This is a genomic window from Buchnera aphidicola (Ceratoglyphina bambusae) (genome assembly GCF_039363085.1).
Lineage (GTDB): Bacteria > Pseudomonadota > Gammaproteobacteria > Enterobacterales > Enterobacteriaceae > Buchnera_G > Buchnera_G aphidicola_E.
Map to the genome: position 1 here is coordinate 405,283 of NZ_CP134982.1, position 19,337 is coordinate 424,619.

Annotated in this window: 16 protein-coding genes and 3 tRNA genes; 7 read left to right on the forward strand and 12 right to left on the reverse strand. The window is 21.3% G+C overall.

What is annotated here, in order from left to right:
* The first annotated feature begins 21 nt into the window (after positions 1–21).
* From hslV to RJD23_RS02025, 3 genes are all read left to right on the forward strand, one after another.
* Positions 22–552 (forward strand): ATP-dependent protease subunit HslV, encoded by a 531-nt coding sequence (gene hslV, locus RJD23_RS02015; protein ID WP_343188202.1) that lies wholly within the window; start codon positions 22–24, stop codon positions 550–552.
* Between the two features lie 9 nt (positions 553–561).
* Positions 562–1,896, forward strand: coding sequence for an HslU--HslV peptidase ATPase subunit (hslU, locus tag RJD23_RS02020; RefSeq protein ID WP_343188203.1), 1,335 nt, complete (start codon positions 562–564; stop codon positions 1,894–1,896).
* A 176-nt stretch (positions 1,897–2,072) separates the two neighbouring features.
* Entirely contained in the window at positions 2,073–2,819 is a 747-nt protein-coding gene (locus tag RJD23_RS02025) for a ferredoxin--NADP reductase (protein ID WP_343188204.1), read from the forward strand.
* Positions 2,820–2,849: 30 nt separating this feature from the next.
* On the opposite strand, the gene epmA is transcribed toward RJD23_RS02025, so the two are convergent.
* The 11 genes from epmA to RJD23_RS02080 all read right to left on the reverse strand — a co-directional run bounded on the left by epmA (position 2,850) and on the right by RJD23_RS02080 (position 14,595).
* Positions 2,850–3,833 (reverse strand): elongation factor P--(R)-beta-lysine ligase, encoded by a 984-nt coding sequence (gene epmA / locus RJD23_RS02030; RefSeq protein WP_343188205.1) that lies wholly within the window; start codon positions 3,831–3,833, stop codon positions 2,850–2,852.
* Positions 3,834–3,950: 117 nt separating this feature from the next.
* Positions 3,951–5,432: a hypothetical protein gene (locus RJD23_RS02035; RefSeq protein ID WP_343188206.1), complete on the reverse strand. Its 1,482-nt coding sequence runs from the start codon at positions 5,430–5,432 to the stop codon at positions 3,951–3,953.
* 144 nt (positions 5,433–5,576) lie between these two features.
* Entirely contained in the window at positions 5,577–6,419 is an 843-nt protein-coding gene (gene dapF, locus RJD23_RS02040; RefSeq protein ID WP_343188207.1) for a diaminopimelate epimerase, read from the reverse strand.
* Positions 6,420–6,590: 171 nt separating this feature from the next.
* Positions 6,591–6,664, reverse strand: a tRNA-Pro gene (locus RJD23_RS02045).
* 82 nt (positions 6,665–6,746) lie between these two features.
* Positions 6,747–6,819, reverse strand: a tRNA-His gene (locus tag RJD23_RS02050).
* Positions 6,820–7,133: 314 nt separating this feature from the next.
* On the reverse strand, positions 7,134–8,393 hold the full coding sequence (rho, locus tag RJD23_RS02055; protein ID WP_343188208.1) for a transcription termination factor Rho: 1,260 nt from the start codon (positions 8,391–8,393) through the stop codon (positions 7,134–7,136).
* Between the two features lie 205 nt (positions 8,394–8,598).
* The gene (trxA, locus tag RJD23_RS02060; protein WP_343188209.1) at positions 8,599–8,928 is read right to left on the reverse strand and encodes a thioredoxin; all 330 of its coding nucleotides are present in this window, start codon (positions 8,926–8,928) and stop codon (positions 8,599–8,601) included.
* 75 nt (positions 8,929–9,003) lie between these two features.
* The gene (locus RJD23_RS02065; protein ID WP_343188210.1) at positions 9,004–10,920 is read right to left on the reverse strand and encodes a UvrD-helicase domain-containing protein; all 1,917 of its coding nucleotides are present in this window, start codon (positions 10,918–10,920) and stop codon (positions 9,004–9,006) included.
* Positions 10,921–10,996: 76 nt separating this feature from the next.
* Entirely contained in the window at positions 10,997–12,472 is a 1,476-nt protein-coding gene (gene ilvC, locus RJD23_RS02070) for a ketol-acid reductoisomerase (protein ID WP_343188211.1), read from the reverse strand.
* Positions 12,473–12,586: 114 nt separating this feature from the next.
* Complete coding sequence (gene ilvD / locus RJD23_RS02075) at positions 12,587–14,428, reverse strand: dihydroxy-acid dehydratase (RefSeq protein ID WP_343188212.1); 1,842 nt, start codon at positions 14,426–14,428, stop codon at positions 12,587–12,589.
* A gap of 92 nt (positions 14,429–14,520) precedes the next feature.
* A tRNA-Trp gene (locus RJD23_RS02080) sits at positions 14,521–14,595 on the reverse strand.
* Between the two features lie 205 nt (positions 14,596–14,800).
* Here RJD23_RS02080 and RJD23_RS02085 point away from each other — a divergent pair.
* From RJD23_RS02085 to fdx, 4 genes are all read left to right on the forward strand, one after another.
* A complete protein-coding gene (locus RJD23_RS02085; RefSeq protein WP_343188213.1) occupies positions 14,801–16,018 on the forward strand; it encodes an IscS subfamily cysteine desulfurase in 1,218 nt (405 codons plus the stop codon).
* A gap of 32 nt (positions 16,019–16,050) precedes the next feature.
* A complete protein-coding gene (gene iscU, locus RJD23_RS02090; protein WP_343188214.1) occupies positions 16,051–16,440 on the forward strand; it encodes a Fe-S cluster assembly scaffold IscU in 390 nt (129 codons plus the stop codon).
* A gap of 55 nt (positions 16,441–16,495) precedes the next feature.
* Positions 16,496–16,999, forward strand: coding sequence for a Fe-S protein assembly co-chaperone HscB (hscB, locus tag RJD23_RS02095; RefSeq protein WP_343188215.1), 504 nt, complete (start codon positions 16,496–16,498; stop codon positions 16,997–16,999).
* Between the two features lie 116 nt (positions 17,000–17,115).
* Positions 17,116–17,448 (forward strand): ISC system 2Fe-2S type ferredoxin, encoded by a 333-nt coding sequence (fdx, locus tag RJD23_RS02100; protein WP_343188216.1) that lies wholly within the window; start codon positions 17,116–17,118, stop codon positions 17,446–17,448.
* 31 nt (positions 17,449–17,479) lie between these two features.
* Here the strand turns inward: fdx and der are convergent, their stop codons facing one another.
* Complete coding sequence (gene der, locus RJD23_RS02105) at positions 17,480–18,868, reverse strand: ribosome biogenesis GTPase Der (protein ID WP_343188217.1); 1,389 nt, start codon at positions 18,866–18,868, stop codon at positions 17,480–17,482.
* Positions 18,869–19,337: the final 469 nt, after the last annotated feature.

Sequence of the window (19,337 nt, forward strand, 5' to 3'; positions counted from 1 at the left end):
TAAAATATAAAAAGAAAATTTATGACAACTATATTGAGTGTGCGTTTTAATAAAAAAGTAGTTATAGGTGGTGACGGACAAGCAACATTAGGAAATACAATAATAAAAAGCAACGTAAAAAAAGTTAGAAACTTATATAATAAAAAAGTTATAGCTGGATTTGCTGGAGGAACTGCAGATGCATTTACATTATTTGATTTATTTGAAAAAAAACTAGCAATGCATCAAGGTCAACTACAAAGATCAGCTATAGAACTGGCAAAAGACTGGCGTACAGATAAAATATTAAGAAAATTAGAGGCTTTATTAGCTGTAGCAGATAAAAACACATCTTTGATAATAACAGGTAATGGAGATGTAATTAAACCTGAAAATGATCTTATTGCTATAGGATCAGGAGGATCATATGCAAAAGCATCAGCCCAAGCTTTATTAAAATATTCAAAATTAAATGCTAAAGATATAGTAAAAGAATCCTTAGTGATAGCTTCTAATATATGTATATATACAAATCAAACATTTACTATTAAAGAATTATCTTCAGAAAAATAAGGATAATATATGTCTGAAATGACTCCAAAAGATGTTGTAAATGAATTAAACAAATTTATAATAGGACAAAAAAAAGCAAAAAAAGCAGTAGCTATAGCATTAAGAAATAGATGGAGAAGAATGCAATTAAATAAAGAATTAAGACACGAAATAACTCCTAAAAATATACTAATGATAGGACCTACTGGAGTTGGTAAAACAGAAATAGCTAGAAGATTAGCTAAATTAGCAAATTCTCCATTTATAAAAATAGAGGCTACTAAATTTACTGAAGTTGGATATGTAGGAAAAGAAGTAGACTCTATAATACGAGACTTAACAGATTCTGCAATGAAAATAGTAAGAGTTCAAATAATTGAAAAAAATAAAAAAAAAGTTAGAGAAATAGCAGAAGAAAAAATATTATCCATATTAGTGCCTACAGTACAAAATAATTGGGGTATACAAGATATAAATCAAAGACCATTAGCTACTATACAATCATTTAGAAAAAAATTAAGAGAAGGAAAATTAGATGATAAAGAAATAGAAATAAATGTTTCTGTAACTCCATTAGGAGTAGAAATAATGGCCCCTCCTGGTATGGAAGATCTTACAAATCAACTTCAATCTATATTTCAAAATTTAGGAAGTAACAAAAAAAGAGTAAGAAAACTAAAAATAAAGGAAGCAATGAAATTGCTTATAGAAGAAGAAGCATCTAAAATAATAAATCCAGAAGAAATTAAAAAAAAAGCAATAAACTCTGTAGAGCAAAAAGGTATAGTATTTATTGATGAAATAGACAAAATATGTAGAAGAAGTGGAATAAATTCAGGACCTGACATATCTAGAGAAGGAGTACAAAGAGATTTATTGCCACTAATCGAAGGATGTACAGTTTCTACAAAATATGGAACTGTAAAAACAGATCACATATTATTTATTGCATCAGGTTCTTTTCAAATTTCTACTCCATCAGATTTAATACCAGAACTGCAAGGAAGATTGCCTATAAGAGTAGAATTAAAACCATTAACTATAGAAGATTTTGAAAGAATTTTAACAGAACCTAGTTCTTCTATTACAATACAATATCAAGCTCTTATGAAAACAGAAGGTATAAAAATACACTTTACAAAAAGTGGAATAAGATGTATAGCTAAAGCTGCATGGAAAGTAAACGAATCTATGGAAAACATTGGGGCTAGAAGATTACATACAGTTTTAGAAAAACTTATGGAAGATATTTCATTTAATGCAAATGATAGTGAAAAAACTACTATAAAAATAGATAAAAAATATGTAGAAAAACATTTAGATAAATTTATATCTAACGAGGATTTAAGTAAATTTGTTTTATAAAATTTATAAAACAATATAACATGAATTTTTTCTTATCTTAGATAAGACATCTGAGATAAGAAAACTTTCAAATATATTTTAATAAAATTTTTATTATTTATAATAAAACTTTTAATTAATTTAAAATATTAAAAAAAATTATTTTATAAAAAACATCTTAAAAAATAGGAATTATTATGACAACTTGGATAAAAGCTAAAGTTATAAAAATCAAAAAATGGAATTTCCCATTATTTAGTATAACATTACATGCAAATATATTACCTTTCATCGCTGGGCAATTTGCAAAAATAGGAGTAATTCACAATGGTAAAAAAATACAAAGAGCATATTCTTATGTAAATTCACCAAAAGAAAAAAATCTAGAATTTTATATAACATACGTAAAAAATGGATTAATTACTAAAATGTTATATAAATTAAATGTAAATGATGAAATAATGATAAGTAAAGAATCTTTTGGTTTTTTTACATTAAAAGAAATACCTAAAAGAAAAAATTTATTAATGATATCTACTGGTACAGCAATAGGTCCATATTTGTCAATTTTACAAGATGGATCTGATACAAAAAAATTTAAAAAGATTATATTAATACATGCAGTAAGATATAAAAATCAATTCAATTATAAAAATATAATTAAAAAAATAAAAAAAAAATATAAAAATAAATTTAAATTTCAAAGAATAACTAGTAGAAAAATATATAAAAAATGCTTGTTTGGAAGAATAACAACTTTATTAAATAATGATAAAATAGAAAAATCTATTGGAATAAAAATAAATTCTAAAAATTTTCATGTGATGTTATGCGGTAATCCAAATATGTTAAAAGATACATATAAAATATTAAAAAATAAATATAATCTTGAAAAACATTTAAGAAAAAAACCAGGAAATATAACTATGGAAAATTATTGGTAACAATATAAATACTTTAAAAAATAAATTAAACTAACAATTGTCTATAGAAAAAGAGATTACTTTAGAAATATTGTTTTTATTTAATTTTAACATTATTAATCTATCTATTCCTATAGCTACACCTGAACATTTTGGAATTCCACTAGATAAAGCATTCAAAAAAAAACTATCTAATTTTATTTTTTTAATTCCAATTCTTGATCTTAAATTATTGTCTTGTTTAAATCTATTTTCTTGTATTTTTCTGTCTCTTAATTCATGAAATCCATTAGCTATTTCTATTCCTTTAAAAAATACTTCAAATCTATCTGATAATCTATTATCTTTTTTATTTATAGAAGATAATAAAGCTTGATCTGATGGAAAATGATAAACAAATGTTAATTTATGTCTTTTCAATTTATTTTCTATACCTATTACAAATAATATTTCTAATAATATTTTTTTAGATAAAATTTTTAAATTTTTTACTAAATGAAAATGCTTCAGTTCAATTATTTTTTTTATTAACATATGTTTTTTAGACTTTATTGGATCAATTTTCAATATTTTTATAAAAAGATCTCTATAAGATATAAAATTATAATCTTTAACATTTAATATTTTACATAAAAAAATATTTAGTTTTTTCATCAAATCAAACATATTAAAATTTATCATATACCATTCTAAAATAGTAAATTCAGGGTTATGATATAAACCATGCTCTCCATTTCTAAAACTATGACATATTTGATATATAGAACCAATTCCTGAAGCTAATAATCTTTTCATATGATACTCAGGGCTTGGAATCATCCATAAATTTATTTTTTTATTATTTTTAATATCAAAAAAATTAGTTTTAAAACAATTTGTATTAAAATCAGTAACAGCGTGTCTAGACAAAACTGGAGTATCTACTTCTATTATACCCATATTGTGAAAAAATTTTCTAATTTTAAAAATTATTTTAGATCTTAATACAAGATCTTTAACATTACTTGTAGAACTCCATTTAATTAATTTTTTCATATTAAAATACGCAATAAAATATAGATTAAAAATAAAATTTATTAGTTTACAAAACGAAAAACATCGTTTTGTAAACTTTTAAATACTTAATTAATAATTCTTTTTAATAATAAATATTTATTTTACAAAGTATGAATTTTTAATTATAGGATTATCAATTTTAGAAAAAATTACATTAGATTTCATTCCATAATAATGAACTTTTCTGTCTTTATAAGGAACTCCAAATTCTGTAAATTCTTTAGCTTTAGTAATACTGCAAATTTCTGATTCAAAAGTATTCTCATTAATTCTATGTATTTTATAAGAAATCTTAGGATCATAAAATGTATATTTTAAAATATCCGGACATTTAGACACAATACCAAAAAAAGCATTAGCTAAAACTCCTTCTTGAGAAAAACAAGAAACCAATTTTCTATCTGATATGTTAGGAAGAAGTTTTGTAAATTTTGTCAAAATTACTTGAGGAGACCTATCATCCGTTATAGTTTTCCCGTTAATAGACATATGTACATGACCTAATTCAGCTAAGAATATATTGTGCAAATTTTGAGAATAATTATTATTTAAATAATTAAAATTTTTTTTTATATCAGAGCCAAATTTTACTAATGCAACAGATTCATTAGAATCATTTAATAAATTCCAATTATAATTCTTAGAATCTATTTCTTCTATTTTTTCTTTTGGTTTTACTTTATTATTAACTACTTTAATGCTTTCGTAACATCTATTATGCTTTGGAACATTCATATGTACAACTTTAGCATCATGTCTATATATAACTTTTTTTATTTCTTCAACATTTTTTTTTAAAGCACTTTTAGATATAGGATTTACAAAATTTTTATCAATAGTATTATTGTAATTCAATGATTTATCAAGTTTAAAATTTTTTATAATGTTATTATTATTTTTACTAATATTTTTAATGTTTTTAGTTAAACTATATTTAATATGTTTACCATCATTATTAATATTTAAATTTATTTTCTTAGAATTATAAACTTTAGAAGATTTATTGTAATTAGAAGTAAAAGATTTGTAGGAAACTTTTGAAGTATTAGGGAATTTATCTAAAACTGTTTCAGAATCTTTTAAATAAAATTTCATATTAGGTAACACAGTAGAAATAATTTTTTGATCCATTAAACAATTTTTTTTTTTGTCTATAAAAGTATTTCTATATTTAAATAGTGTAGAAATATAATTAACTACATTGTCTTTTTTATTATAAAATAATTGAAAACTAGATGTTTCAGGACCTTTATCAATATATTTTATTTTTTGTGATCTTTTAACAACTAAAGATCCTTGTCTCATTATATTTTCATTATTTTTGTCTACTTCAAATAAAGAAAAACAACTTTTATCTACATGTTGAGGTTTCTTTTTAACTAAAGGTTTTTTATAATAAGTAAAAGATTTTCTTATAGGAACTAAAGTAATAGCTTCATTCATTTCTGGATTATCAAAATAATCTAATCTATTATGTTGAAACATACGAGATTTAGATTCTAAAAAATCATTTCTAGAATTAACATTTATACTGTCTTTTAAAAAATTTATTTTACTTATATTATAAATAGATGACATAATATTATGTCCTAAATGCATATTCTATAATTTTTATTAAATTAAATTTTTTATATTTAGTCAAGTAATTTATTTAATAAAAATGTAAAATATTATGAAATGTATATTTTATATAAATAAAATAAAAATTAAACTACAAAAATATCAAAAATTTTGTAAATTTATTACCCCATCAAATACGTGCTTAACATCACCTTTTAAAATAATACATGAATCTTTTCCACCCCAATAAACATGCATTTTACCACCTAAAACATTTACAAAAACTTCATTATTAATAAAACCATTATTTATACCTACTACAGCTGATGCTGAAACTCCACTACCGCAAGATCTAGTTTCTCCAACCCCTCTTTCATAAGTTCTTACGTTTATTTCATTGTTAGAAACAATTTCTACAAAATTTACATTAACTCCTTTAGGAAATAAAAAATGATTTTCTAAAAAATAACCAATTTTATTTATTTTTATATTAAAAACATTATTTAAAAATATTACACAATGTGGATTTCCTAAGAAAACTATAAAAAATTTAATATTTTTTGATTCAAAACGAACATTATATCCATGTTTTGAATACTCTTTTAAAAACGGAATATTAATTGGATCAAAATCCGGTTTAGGTAATTTTATTGAAATAAAATCTTTATCTATATTTTCTAAAAACATTTTTTTGTTTTTAGTTCTTATACAAATGTTCTTTTTATCAACAATATTTTTTAAAAAAACAAATCTTCCAAAACATCTAGCTCCATTAATACATTGAAAAATTTCATTTCCATCTGCATTAAAAATTTTATAAAAAAAATCTACATTGTCTTCATAACTGTTTTCTACTAAAATAAGTTGATCAAATCCTATACCAATATTTCTATTGGATAATTTATTTATTATTTTCTTTGTTAGAAATATTTCATTTTTTAAATTGTTAAATATAACAAAATCATTTTCTAATCCATGCATTTTTGAAAAATTAAATAATCTCATAACTAATTTTCTTAATAAAATATTAATAAAAAAAAAAATAATTAAATTATTTTATTTTTAATATAAAAATTAATTATATAATAAAAATAAAACTTTTTAACAAAATAAAAATAAACATAAATCTAGAATTAATAAATTCAATATATTTTTTTACTAAAACATAAATGTTGATCGGCGAAAGAGGATTTGAACCTCTGACCTACTGGTCCCAAACCAGTTGCGCTACCAAGCTGCGCTATTCGCCGAATAATAAAAATTTAATAAAATTAAATATGTTTATTTATAAATTAAAATTTTAATAAAAAATAGAAATATTTTTTAAATATGGGTGATTAATGGGACTCGAACCCATGACCACTGAAACCACAATCCAGGGCTCTACCAGCTGAGCTATAATCACCAATTATTCAAAATTTAATATTAAAAAAAATAAAATATAAATAATTTTAATATTTAAAATAATGTTAAAATATTATATTTTTAAAACTATGTATTATTATAAAATAATATTGAAAAAAATAAAATTTTATAAATATAAAAAGTATTATATATTTTATTCATTAAAAATTAGTATAATCATACTGTATAATTTTTTTTTTTTCAATTAATATTTTTAAATGATCGTTTAAGAAAAATATAAAAAAGAAATAATATAAAATTAATTTTGAAAAATATTACACAAGATACTTATTTTTTTTAAAAATGCTAAAACTTTTATGATCTTTTCATCATTTCAAAAAAATCATTGTTAGTTTTAGTCATAGATAACTTAGCAATTAAAAATTCCATAGCATCTATTTCACTCATAGGATGTATAATTTTTCTTAAAATCCACATTTTTTTTAATTCTTCTTTAGAAGTCAATAGTTCTTCTTTTCTAGTGCCAGATCTATTATAATCAATTGCTGGAAATACTCTTTTTTCTGCTATTTTCCTAGACAATGGTAATTCCATATTTCCAGTTCCTTTAAATTCTTCATATATTACTTCATCCATTTTAGAGCCAGTATCTATTAAAGCTGTAGCTATTATAGTCAAACTGCCACCCTCCTCGACATTTCTGGCTGCTCCAAAAAATCTTTTAGGTCTATGTAATGCATTAGCATCAACACCACCAGTTAAAACTTTACCAGATGCAGGTACAACAGTATTATATGCTCTAGCTAATCTAGTAATAGAATCTAATAAAATTACTACATCTTTTTTATGTTCAACTAAACGTTTTGCTTTTTCTATTACCATTTCAGAAACTTGAACATGTCTAGAAGCTGGTTCATCAAAAGTAGAAGCGACTACTTCTCCATTTACCAATCTTTGCATTTCAGTTACTTCTTCTGGTCTTTCATCTATTAACAAAACCATTAAAACACAATCTGTATAATTATGAGCTATACTTTGAGCTATATTTTGCAATAACATTGTTTTACCAGCTTTAGGAGGAGCAACTATTAATCCTCTCTGACCTCTACCTATAGGAGATGATAAATCTAAAACTCTAGCAGTAATATCTTCAGTAGAACCATTTCCTCTCTCCATCCTTAATCTAGAATTAGCATGTAAAGGAGTTAAATTTTCAAACAAAATTTTACTTCTAGAACTTTCTGGTTTATCATAATTTACTTCATTTACTTTTAACAAAGCAAAATATCTTTCTCCTTCTTTAGGAGGTCTTATTTTTCCAGAAATTGTATCTCCTGTTCTCAAGTTAAATCTTCTAATTTGACTAGGAGAAACATATATATCATCAGGACCTGCTAAATAAGAACTGTCTGATGATCTTAAAAAACCAAAACCATCTTGTAAAATTTCTAATACTCCATTTCCAAATATATCTTCTCCTCCCTTTGAATGTTGCTTTAGTATTGCAAAAATAATATCTTGTTTACGCATTCTTGCTAAATTTTCTAGCCCCATTTTTTCACCGAGAATAATTAGTTCAGAAACCGGGTTGTTTTTTAGTTCGGTAAGATTCATTATGTTATATTCTTAGTAAACTGGGATTTAAATCTTTTAATGACTATTAATGGAAAAATATTTTTTTTTATTTTAATATATATAAAAATTAACAAAAAATATTTTTTATTATTTTTAAGATTATATTTAATTTAAATTATATTATATTTTATATATATAAACCAGCGGTTTTAAAAAATAAAACCGCTTTTTATAAATTTAATATTTAAATGTAAATATTAAAAAACTCTTTTAATTGCAATTTTGAAATAGATCCTATTCTAGTATCTTTAACAATTCCATTTTTAAATAAAATTAATGTAGGTATACTCTTAATTAAATATTTTTTTGAAAGTTTATGGTTTTGTTCTACATTCACTTTACAAATTTTTATTTTATTAAAATACTCTTTAGATAAATCTTCTAAAATAGGAATTAACATTTTACATGGTCTACACCATTCAGCCCAAAAATCTACTAATATCACACTATTTTTTTTAATAACATTTTTTTCAAAATTGTCATCATTTAAATTTATTATCTTACTATCTGACATAATTTCATCTCTAAATAAAAATTTATTAAAATATGTTTGTTTTTATAAATATAAAATATAAATTATAAAAATTTTCTATATCCATTTTAAATCTTTTTTAGGCAATTCATATAAGAATCTACTAGGAGTAGTAAAAATTTTTTCACCATATTTTTGTCTAATTTTAGAAAAAGTTAAGGTTAATTGTTTTTTGGCTCTAGTTATTCCTACATACATTAATCTTCTTTCTTCATCAATATCGCTGTTAGATAAATTAGAATAATGCGGTATTATTCCTTCTTCTAATCCAATAATAAATACAAAATTAAATTCTAATCCTTTAGATGAATGTAAAGTCATTAAATTTATAAAATTTCTATTATTTTTTTCTAAATTATTATCATCTATTAAAAGATTTTCAATAATTTCTTGAAAAATTATTTTATAATTTTTCTTTTTTTTTTTTTTAAAAAAATCTTCAAACCATTTTAAAAATAAATTTATATTTTTTATACAAAAATTAAATTTTTCAGAATTTTTTATTCTCTTTTTTAACCAATCTATATAATTAATGTCTTTTATTATTTTATACAATACTTTAGATGGTTTTGAAGAAGAAAAAACTAATATTTTAGTAAACCAATTTCCAAACTTTCGTAAGTTATTATAACTATTATTATTAATTTTAGTATTAATATTTTTATCTAAACAAGATTTAAACAAACTTGTTTTATTTCTTTTTGACCACTTGATTAATTTTGACAATGTTATTTTTCCTATTTTTCTATTAGGAACATTAACAACTTGTAAAAAAGAAAAATCATTATTTGGATTTATTATTAATTTTAAATAATTTAATAAAAATTTTATTTCTAAAATATTAAACAAAGAAATATTAGAAAAAATTTTATATGGAATAGATCTAGTTAATAGAATTTTTTCTAAAATTCTAGATTGTTGATTATTTCTATATAAAACTGCAAAATCATTATAATTATTATTATAAATATTATTATATTTAATTATTTCATCAGCTACTCTGTTACATTCATCTAGTTCATTTCTTGCAGATATTATTTTAATAAAAGATCCATATGAAAAATTTGAAAAAAGTTTTTTAGAAAACAAATGAGAATTATTAGAAATTAATGAATTTGCTACATGTAATATTCTGCCTGAAGATCTATAGTTGTGTTCTAATTTTATAATTTTTAATTTAGGATAATCATTGTTTAATAAAAAAAAATTTTTTGGATTTGCACCTCTCCATGAATAAATAGATTGATCGTCATCTCCAACTAAAGTAAAATTTTTAGAATTATTTAATAATTTTATTAACTTATATTGCACAACATTAGTATCTTGATATTCATCGACTAACAAATATTTAATTTTTCTTTTAAAATAATTTCTTAAATTCTTGTCTTTTTTTAATAATAATACTGGTAAAAACACTAAATCATCAAAGTCTAGAATGTTTAAATTTCTTAAATATTTTTCATAAATTTCATAACAATTAGCGAAAATATGTTCTAAAGAATTTTTAGCATGTTTCTTTGCAATATAGCTATCTATTAATTTATTTTTACATTTAGATATAAAAAAAATTAATTTTTTTAATAAATTTAAATCTTTATTTAAAAAATTTTTTGTAATTTCTTTTAATATAATGTTTTGCTCATATCTATCAAATATAGAAAAATTAGATTTAGTATATAAATTATTTCTATCTAATCTTAAAATTTTTATCCCCAAAGAATGAAAAGTAGAAATATGCAAATTGTTAGATTTAAATTCACCTAAAACATTTTTTATTCTATCTTTCATTTCATTTGCAGCTTTATTAGTAAAAGTTAATGCAAAAATATCTTTAGAATTAAATCCACAATCATTAATTAAATATATAATTTTATTTATTATTACTCTAGTTTTACCAGAACCAGCACCAGCAATTACCAAACATGGTTTAGAAATAAATTTTACAGCATAATTTTGAAAAAAATTTAATAACATATTTTTATTTATAATAAAAAAATAATTTAAAATATATATAAAAAATTTTACTACATTAATAATAAATTTTAAAAAATTATTTAAAAGAAATACTTTTCATTCCAACCATATATTTTCTTAAGTTATAGCCTACTTTTTCTATACTGTGATTTCTTATTTTTTGATTTATTCTTGATAATTCTATATTATCTATATTTTTATTTAAGTTTTTAGAATTAAATAAACAATTACAATCTAATTTATTTATAAAATTTTCTAAAATTGGTATAGCTTTATTAGAAAAAATATAATTTCCATATTCAGCTGTATCAGATATTACTAAATTCATTTCATATAATTTCTTTCTAGAAATAGTATTAGCAATTAATGGAATTTCATGCAAAGATTCATAATAAGCTGATTCACTACAAATACCAGATTCTAACATTATTTCATAAGAAAGTTCTATTCCAGCTTTAAGTATAGAAACTATAAAAATACAATTTTCAAAATACTCTTCTTCGGAAATTTTTACTTCTGATTTATTAGAATTTTCAAACTCAGATTTCCTGCTTATATTTCTATAATGTAATAGTTTTTTATCTCCATTGTTCCAATCTTTAATCATATCTCTAGAAAAATCTCCGGAAATTATGTTATCCATATGTTCTTTAAACAATGGTTTTAACAAAACTTTTAATTTTTCAGAAATTTTATAAGCTTTTATTTTAGAAGAATTAGATAATCTATCTAACATTAAAGTTATTCCTCCATGTTTTAAAGATTCAGTAATAACTTCCCAGCCATTCTGAACTAATTTACATGAATATTCTTTATTAAAATTTTGAGAAATTAATTTATTATAATAAACTATAGATGCAGATTGTAATATACCACATAATATAGTTTGTTCACCCATTAAATCTGATTTAACTTCAGCTGAAAAAGAAGACTCTAGAACACCAGCTTTGCTACTTCCTAAACCATACGCCCAGGCTTTTGCAAAATCTAGTCCAATATTTCTATTATCATTTTTAGAATGCACAGCAATTAAAGCAGGAACTCCAAATCCTCTTTTGTATTCTTCTCTTACTTCAGTTCCTGGACATTTTGGGGCAACCATAATAACTGTAATATCTTTTCTAATTTTTTGACCATATTCAACTATATTAAATCCATGTGAATATCCTAAAACAGCATTTTTTTTGATAAATTTTTCTATTTTGTTTATAACTATAGAATGCTGTTTGTCAGGAGTTAAATTTATTATTAAATCAGCATTAGGAATTAATTCTTTATATGTGCCAACTTTAAAATTATTATTTATAGCATTTTTCCAAGATAAATTTTTTTTATTAATAGAAGATTTTTGCAAAGCATAACATACATTTAACCCAGAATCTCTTAAATTAAGTCCTTGATTTAATCCTTGAGAACCACAACCGATAATAACTATTTTTTTATTTATTAAAATATTAACTTTATTATTAAATTCTTTTTTTTTTAATAATCTACATTTTCTTAATTCTTTTAATTTATTTCTAAAATTTAAGCTGCTAAAATAATTTTTCATAATACCTCTAAAAATTTTGTTAAAAATAAAACAATAAAAAAATAAAATTCTAATATAAAATTTATAAAAATAAATAACTTATTAACATAATAAAACTCTTAAATTTTTATATATCTAAATTAATTTACTAGTATCTCTATAAGCGCCCTTGTCTGCACTAGTTGCAAAATAAGAATATATTTTTAATGAAGCTGAAATCTTTCTTTTTCTGTTTTTAGGAGTATAAGAAAACATTCCTCTAGATTCTTCTAATTTTCTTCTTAAATGTAACTCATGTTTTGAAACTTCTAAATGTATATATCTCTTAGGTATATTTATTTTAATTAAATCATTATCTTTTACTAAAGATATTAATCCTTTATTTGCAGCTTCTGGAGAAACGTGCCCTATGGACAGACCAGAAGTTCCACCAGAAAATCTTCCATCTGTTAATAAAGCACAATATTTATCTAATCCAGAAGATTTTAAATAAGAAGTTGGATATAACATTTCCTGCATTCCAGGTCCTCCTTTGGGACCTTCATACCTTATTACTACTATGTCTCCTTTAAAAACTTTATTGTTCAAAATAGCATATACTGCGTCTTCCTGACTTTCATATACTTTAACTACACCTGAAAAAACTAAATTTTTTTTATCTACACCAGCTGTTTTAACTACACATCCATTTTTTGCTATATTTCCATATAAAATAGCAATCCCTCCATCTTTACTATAACAATTATTTATAGACCTTATGCATCCATATTTTCTGTCCTTATCCAAACTACTCCATTCATAAGACTGAGAAAAAGGAACAATAGTTTTTTCTCCCTTAGGTCCTGATTTGAAAAAATCACTTATATTTTTATTTTTAGAAATTGTTATATCATATTTAAAAATTATTTCTTTTAAAGTTAAATCTAAAATATTTTTAGTATCACTGTATAAAAAATTTCCTCTATAAAGCTCACCTAGTAAACCTATAACTCCTCCAGCTCTATGAAAATCTTCTATATGATATTTGTTGGAACTAGGAGATATTTTACAAATATATGGAATTTTTTTAGATAATTTGTCAATATCAGAAATATTAAAATTTATATTACCCTCTTTAGCTATTGCCAACAAATGTAAAATTGTATTAGTTGATCCACCCATAGCAATGTCTAAACACATAGAATTATATAAAGATTTTTTATTTATTAAATCTTTTGGTAACAAACTAATGCCATTTATATAAAAATTTTTAGTTATTTTAACTATCTGTTTTCCGGCTGAAATAAATAATTTTTTTCTATTAAAATGAGTAGCCAGTAAGGTTCCATTACCAGGAAATGATACTCCTAATACTTCAGTTAAACAATTCATAGAATTAGCTGTAAACATTCCTGAACAAGAACCACAAGTTGGGCATGCATTTTTTTCTATTAATTTAGATATATCATTATTATAATCATTAGATCCATGTACAATAGCATCAACTAGATCTAACTTCTTAATTTTACCATTAATATTAACTTTTCCAGATTCCATCGGTCCTCCAGAAACAAATATTGTTGGTATATTTAATCTAATAGAAGCAATCAACATACCTGGAGTAATTTTATCACAATTTGAAATACATACCATAGCATCAACACAATGTGCATTTATTACATATTCTATAGAATCTGCTATTATTTCTCTAGATGGTAAAGAATACAACATTCCAGAATGCCCCATAGCTATCCCATCATCTATAGCTATAGTATTAAATTCTTTCGCAACTCCTCCATTTATATTTATTTCTTCAGAAACAATTTTGCCTAAATTTCTTAAATGAATATGACCCGGAACAAATTCAGTAAATGAATTTACTATAGCAATAATAGGCTTATTAAAATCTTCATCTTTCATTCCTGTAGCTCTCCATAAAGCACGAGCCCCAGACATATTTTTCCCTTGAGTAGTTACTGAAGATCTATATGAAATCATTTTAAATAAAACTCCAATTTTAAATATTTAAAAATATTAAATAAAATATAACTTAATAAAATTATTTGAATATTTTTAATATAAAAATAATGCAGGGGAGGAGGGACTCGAACCCACAACATTCGGTTTTGGAGACCGATACTCTACCAATTTTGAGTTACACCCCTAATTATAAATTTTAACATTGAAAAAGAAAAATGTTAAAATTATTTAAATATAATATATAAAATTTAATTTTTAATATTATAACTATATTATAATATAATACTATTATTTTTTTTTATAGTCTATAATTATAAATATTTTAAAAAAAATAAAAATATATAATTTCTTTTAATATTAATAAATAAAACTGCAAAAAAATAAAAAACTATGAAGAAACCTATTTATTTAGACTATGCAGCTACTACACCAATAGATAAAAAAGTTGTAAAAAAAATGTTAAAATATTTAACTAAAGATAATAACTTTGGAAACCCAGCATCTAGATCTCACATATTTGGATGGAAAGCGGAAGAAGCTGTAGATATATCTAGAGAAAATATATCAGATTTAATACATGCTGATCCTAGAGAAATAATATTTACTTCCGGGGCAACTGAATCAATAAATTTAGCAATAAAAGGAATAATGAATTTTTACAAAAATAAAGGAAATCATATAATAACTAGTAGAACAGAGCACAAAGCAGTTTTAGATACATGTAGATATTTAGAAAGCAAAAATTGTAAAGTAACATATATAAAACCTAATAAAAAAGGATTAATAAAAGTTAAAGATATAAAAAAAAATATTCGAAAAAAAACTGTTTTGATTTCAATAATGCATGTAAATAATGAAACAGGAATAATTCAAAATATAAAAAAAATAAGTAAAATATGCAAAAATAAAAAAATTTTTTTTCATGTAGATGCTACTCAAAGCATAGGTAAAATAAAAATAAATATAAAAAAAATAAAAATAGATTTAATGTCATTTTCTGCTCATAAAATATATGGTCCAAAAGGAATAGGAGCATTATTTATTAGGAGAAATCCTAGAATTAGAATATCTCCTCAAATTCATGGTGGGGGGCATGAAAGAGGTATGAGATCAGGAACATTACCTGTGCATCAAATAGTAGGAATGGGAGAAGCATTTAAAATAGCTAAAAAAAATATGAAAAAAGAATATAAAAGATTAATAAAATTAAGAAATTTATTATGGAATAATATAAAAAATATAGAAGAAATATATTTAAATAGTAAATTAAAATACAGCTCTCCACATATATTAAATGTAAGCTTTAATTATATAGAAGGAGAATCAATAATAATGGCATTAAAAGATTTGGCAATATCATCTGGTTCTGCTTGTACATCTGCTAGTTTAGAGCCTTCATATGTATTAAAATCTATGGGAATTAAAACAGAATTAGCTCATAGTTCTATAAGATTTTCTATTGGAAGGTTCACTACAAAAGATGAAATAAATTATGCATCTAAAATAATACATAAATCTGTAAAAAAATTAAGAAAATTATCTCCGTTATGGGAAATGTTTAAAGAAGGAATTAATATAGAAAAAATAGATTGGAGTAAAAACACTTAAGTTATAAAAAATTTTAATTTTGGAGTATAAAAATGTCTTATAATAAGAAAGTAATAGATCATTATGAAAATCCTAGAAATGTTGGTTCTTTTTCAAAAAAAGAAAAAAATGTAGGAACTAGTTTAGTAGGCGCTCCAGCATGTGGAGATGTAATGAAACTGCAAATCAAAGTAAATAAAAAAAACATAATAGAAGATGCTTGTTTTAAAACATATGGATGTGGATCTGCTATTGCATCTAGTTCTTTAATGACTGAATGGATAAAAGGAAAAACTTTAAAACAAGCTAAAAAAATAAAGAACATAAAAATAGTAAAAGAATTAAATTTACCTCCTGTAAAAATACATTGCTCAATATTAGCTGAAGAAGCAATAAAAAAAGCAATATTAGACTACAAAAAAAAAAATAAAAAAAAAGATTAAAATAAAATATAAGTGCTAAAATAAAATATTTAGCACTTATATAAATATAAATAATATGAACTATTTTAAATTGTTTAAGATTGATGAATCATTTAAATTAGATAAAAAAAAATTATCTAAAAAATTTTATAAATTACAAAAAAAATTTCACCCAGATATGAATATTAAAAAAACAAAGGAAGAAATAAAAAATAATTTAAAAAAATCTATATTAATAAATAATGCATATAACATATTAAAAAATTCATATAAAAGAGCAAAATATATAATAGAAATAAATTATTCAAAAAAACATGAAAAAAAAAATTATAACTTAAAATTTTTAAATTATTGTTTTAACATAAATGATGAAATAGAAAAAGAATACAAGAATGAAAAAAGAGAAAAAAAATTAATAAAAATATTAAATGAAATAAAAAAAAAAAAAAAAAAATATTATGTAAGAATAGAAAGATATTTAAATAAAAAAAGATGGAAAAAATCAAAAAAAATATTAATTAAATTAAACTTCATTAATAAAATTTACAAAAAACTAAAATACAAAATAATAAATAAATAAAAAATATTTAAAAAATACAAAAAATAACAAACTTGAAAAATAATATTATTAATAATATAATTAATAATATTATTTTAATAACGTAAATAAAAAATTATAATTTAATAAAAAATATTATGCCGAAAATTTCATTTTTGCCACATAAAAAAATAATTCCAAAAGGTATTACTATAGATGCACAGGAAGGAGAAACAATATTAAATGCTGCGCTAAAAAATAATATAGAAATAGAACATGCTTGTGAAAAATCATGCGCTTGCACAACATGTCATTGTATAATAAAAAAAGGATTTTCATCACTTTCAAAATGCTCAGAAAAAGAAGAAGACACTTTAGACAAAGCATGGAAAGTAGAAGAAAAAAGCAGACTAACATGCCAAGCAAAAATTGGAAAAAAAGATATAATAGTAAAAATACCATATTATTCATCTAATTACGTTAAAGAATAAAAGTTAAATAAATAATATATTTATAAAATTTTTATTTAATATAAGGATTTTTACTTTTTTTAAAAAATATATTTAAAGTAATCCCTTTTAAATTTAAATGTTTAATAAAACTATTAATTAAGTATTTTTTATATGAATTAATTAAATTATCTGTTCTATTACCATGAATTAATATTCTAAATGGTTTTTTAGAAATTAAATTTGCATATTTTAATTTTATTTTTTTTCTATCAAATAATGGAGGTTTATGATTGTTAACAATAGTATGTAATATTTTTGTTAACTTAGACGGAGAATAATCTTTATTAACTAAGTTGTTAATTTTTTCTATAGTGTTAAATATAGAAAATATATTTTTTTTATATTTTGCTGAAATAAAATGAAAATCTAATAAGATAGTTTTTTTAATAAAATTTTTAAGTAATTCTTTAAATTTTATTTTTTCTTTTAAAGATAATAAATCCCATTTGTTAATAACAATAAAAATATATTTTTCTAAAGAAATGACATTATTTATTAAATAAAAATCTTGATTAGATATTCCAATACTAGCATCAATAATTAACATAATAATATCTCCATTCATAATAGAACTCATTGTCTTTGAAACAGACAATGATTCTTTTTTAGAAAAAAAATTTTTTTTCTTTCTTATTCCAGCTGTATCTATAAAAATATAATTTACGTTTTTATATATAAATGGAATTTCAACACTATCTGTAGTAGTTCCAGGAAAATTATCAGTAATAATACGATTTTCATTAATTATAGAATTTATTAAAGTAGATTTTCCAATATTAGGTTTACCTAAAACAACAATTTTTGTATAAATTTTATTATAATTTTTATTTATCCTATAATCCTCTAACAAATAAAAATTTTTTTTATATAAATTATATTTAAAAGTATATTTATTTTTATATATCCAAGGTATAATTTTATCATAAAATAAATTTTTAATACCAATGTTGTTAGAAGAAGAAGTAAAGTAAACAGACTTAAATCCTAAAGAATAAAAATCCATATTGGTGCTAGAAAAATTAAAATTCTCAGATTTATTAACTATTAAAAAAATTTTTCTATTAAACTTTCTTAAAACTTTAGATATTTCTTTATCTAAAAAAGTTATACCGTCAATAGCACTAACTACAAATAAAATTAATTTAGAATTATTAATATAAAACATAATTTTATTTTCTATTTTCTTATATAAACAAGAATTATTTTTATACTTTATACCAGCTGTATCAACAAGAAAAAAACAGTCGCAATGTTTATTACAAATACAAACAATATTAGAATCTCTAGTAAAATTTTTACAATCTGTAGCAATAGAAATTCTATTATTTAAAAACATATTAAATAAACTAGATTTACCAACATTAGTCCTACCTATTAAACTCACATATTTATTAATCATAACATTTTACTCGTGCAATAACAAAATTTAATTAAATTATATTATAAAACTATTATAAATTAAAATTTTGTATAACTAAATAAAAATATTACATTTTACTATTATATTAATTATTAAATTAATATATAATATATTAACTAAATATTACATTTTACTATTATATTAATTATTAAATTAATATATAATATATTAACTAAATAAAAAAAATATAATCTCATCTGTAGAGTCTTTTAAATAACTTACTTAAATATTATTTAATTTAAACATTTTATTTCAATAATATATATATATTTATATAAAAATATATATATATATATTAATATATATTAAAACTTACAAAGTTATTATAAAATTGTATAATAGATTTTTTTGTTTATATATTTTTATAATTAGTACTTTTGATGAATTTAATTTTATTTATATATAAATTTTAAATTAATTTCTTATATAATGGAGATAAATATATTAA

Excerpts from the sequence above, each read along its gene's own strand:
- ilvC (WP_343188211.1), bottom strand. The coding sequence starts at position 12,472 with ATGAAAAATTATTTTAGCAGCTTAAATTTTAGAAATAAATTAAAAGAA.
- rho (WP_343188208.1), bottom strand. The coding sequence starts at position 8,393 with ATGAATCTTACCGAACTAAAAAACAACCCGGTTTCTGAACTAATTATT.
- trxA (WP_343188209.1), bottom strand. The coding sequence starts at position 8,928 with ATGTCAGATAGTAAGATAATAAATTTAAATGATGACAATTTTGAAAAA.
- iscU (WP_343188214.1), top strand. The coding sequence starts at position 16,051 with ATGTCTTATAATAAGAAAGTAATAGATCATTATGAAAATCCTAGAAAT.
- hslU (WP_343188203.1), top strand. The coding sequence starts at position 562 with ATGTCTGAAATGACTCCAAAAGATGTTGTAAATGAATTAAACAAATTT.
- ilvD (WP_343188212.1), bottom strand. The coding sequence starts at position 14,428 with ATGATTTCATATAGATCTTCAGTAACTACTCAAGGGAAAAATATGTCT.
- hslV (WP_343188202.1), top strand. The coding sequence starts at position 22 with ATGACAACTATATTGAGTGTGCGTTTTAATAAAAAAGTAGTTATAGGT.
- epmA (WP_343188205.1), bottom strand. The coding sequence starts at position 3,833 with ATGAAAAAATTAATTAAATGGAGTTCTACAAGTAATGTTAAAGATCTT.
- der (WP_343188217.1), bottom strand. The coding sequence starts at position 18,868 with ATGATTAATAAATATGTGAGTTTAATAGGTAGGACTAATGTTGGTAAA.
- dapF (WP_343188207.1), bottom strand. The coding sequence starts at position 6,419 with ATGAGATTATTTAATTTTTCAAAAATGCATGGATTAGAAAATGATTTT.
- hscB (WP_343188215.1), top strand. The coding sequence starts at position 16,496 with ATGAACTATTTTAAATTGTTTAAGATTGATGAATCATTTAAATTAGAT.
- fdx (WP_343188216.1), top strand. The coding sequence starts at position 17,116 with ATGCCGAAAATTTCATTTTTGCCACATAAAAAAATAATTCCAAAAGGT.
- RJD23_RS02085 (WP_343188213.1), top strand. The coding sequence starts at position 14,801 with ATGAAGAAACCTATTTATTTAGACTATGCAGCTACTACACCAATAGAT.
- RJD23_RS02035 (WP_343188206.1), bottom strand. The coding sequence starts at position 5,432 with ATGTCATCTATTTATAATATAAGTAAAATAAATTTTTTAAAAGACAGT.
- RJD23_RS02065 (WP_343188210.1), bottom strand. The coding sequence starts at position 10,920 with ATGTTATTAAATTTTTTTCAAAATTATGCTGTAAAATTTATTTCTAAA.
- RJD23_RS02025 (WP_343188204.1), top strand. The coding sequence starts at position 2,073 with ATGACAACTTGGATAAAAGCTAAAGTTATAAAAATCAAAAAATGGAAT.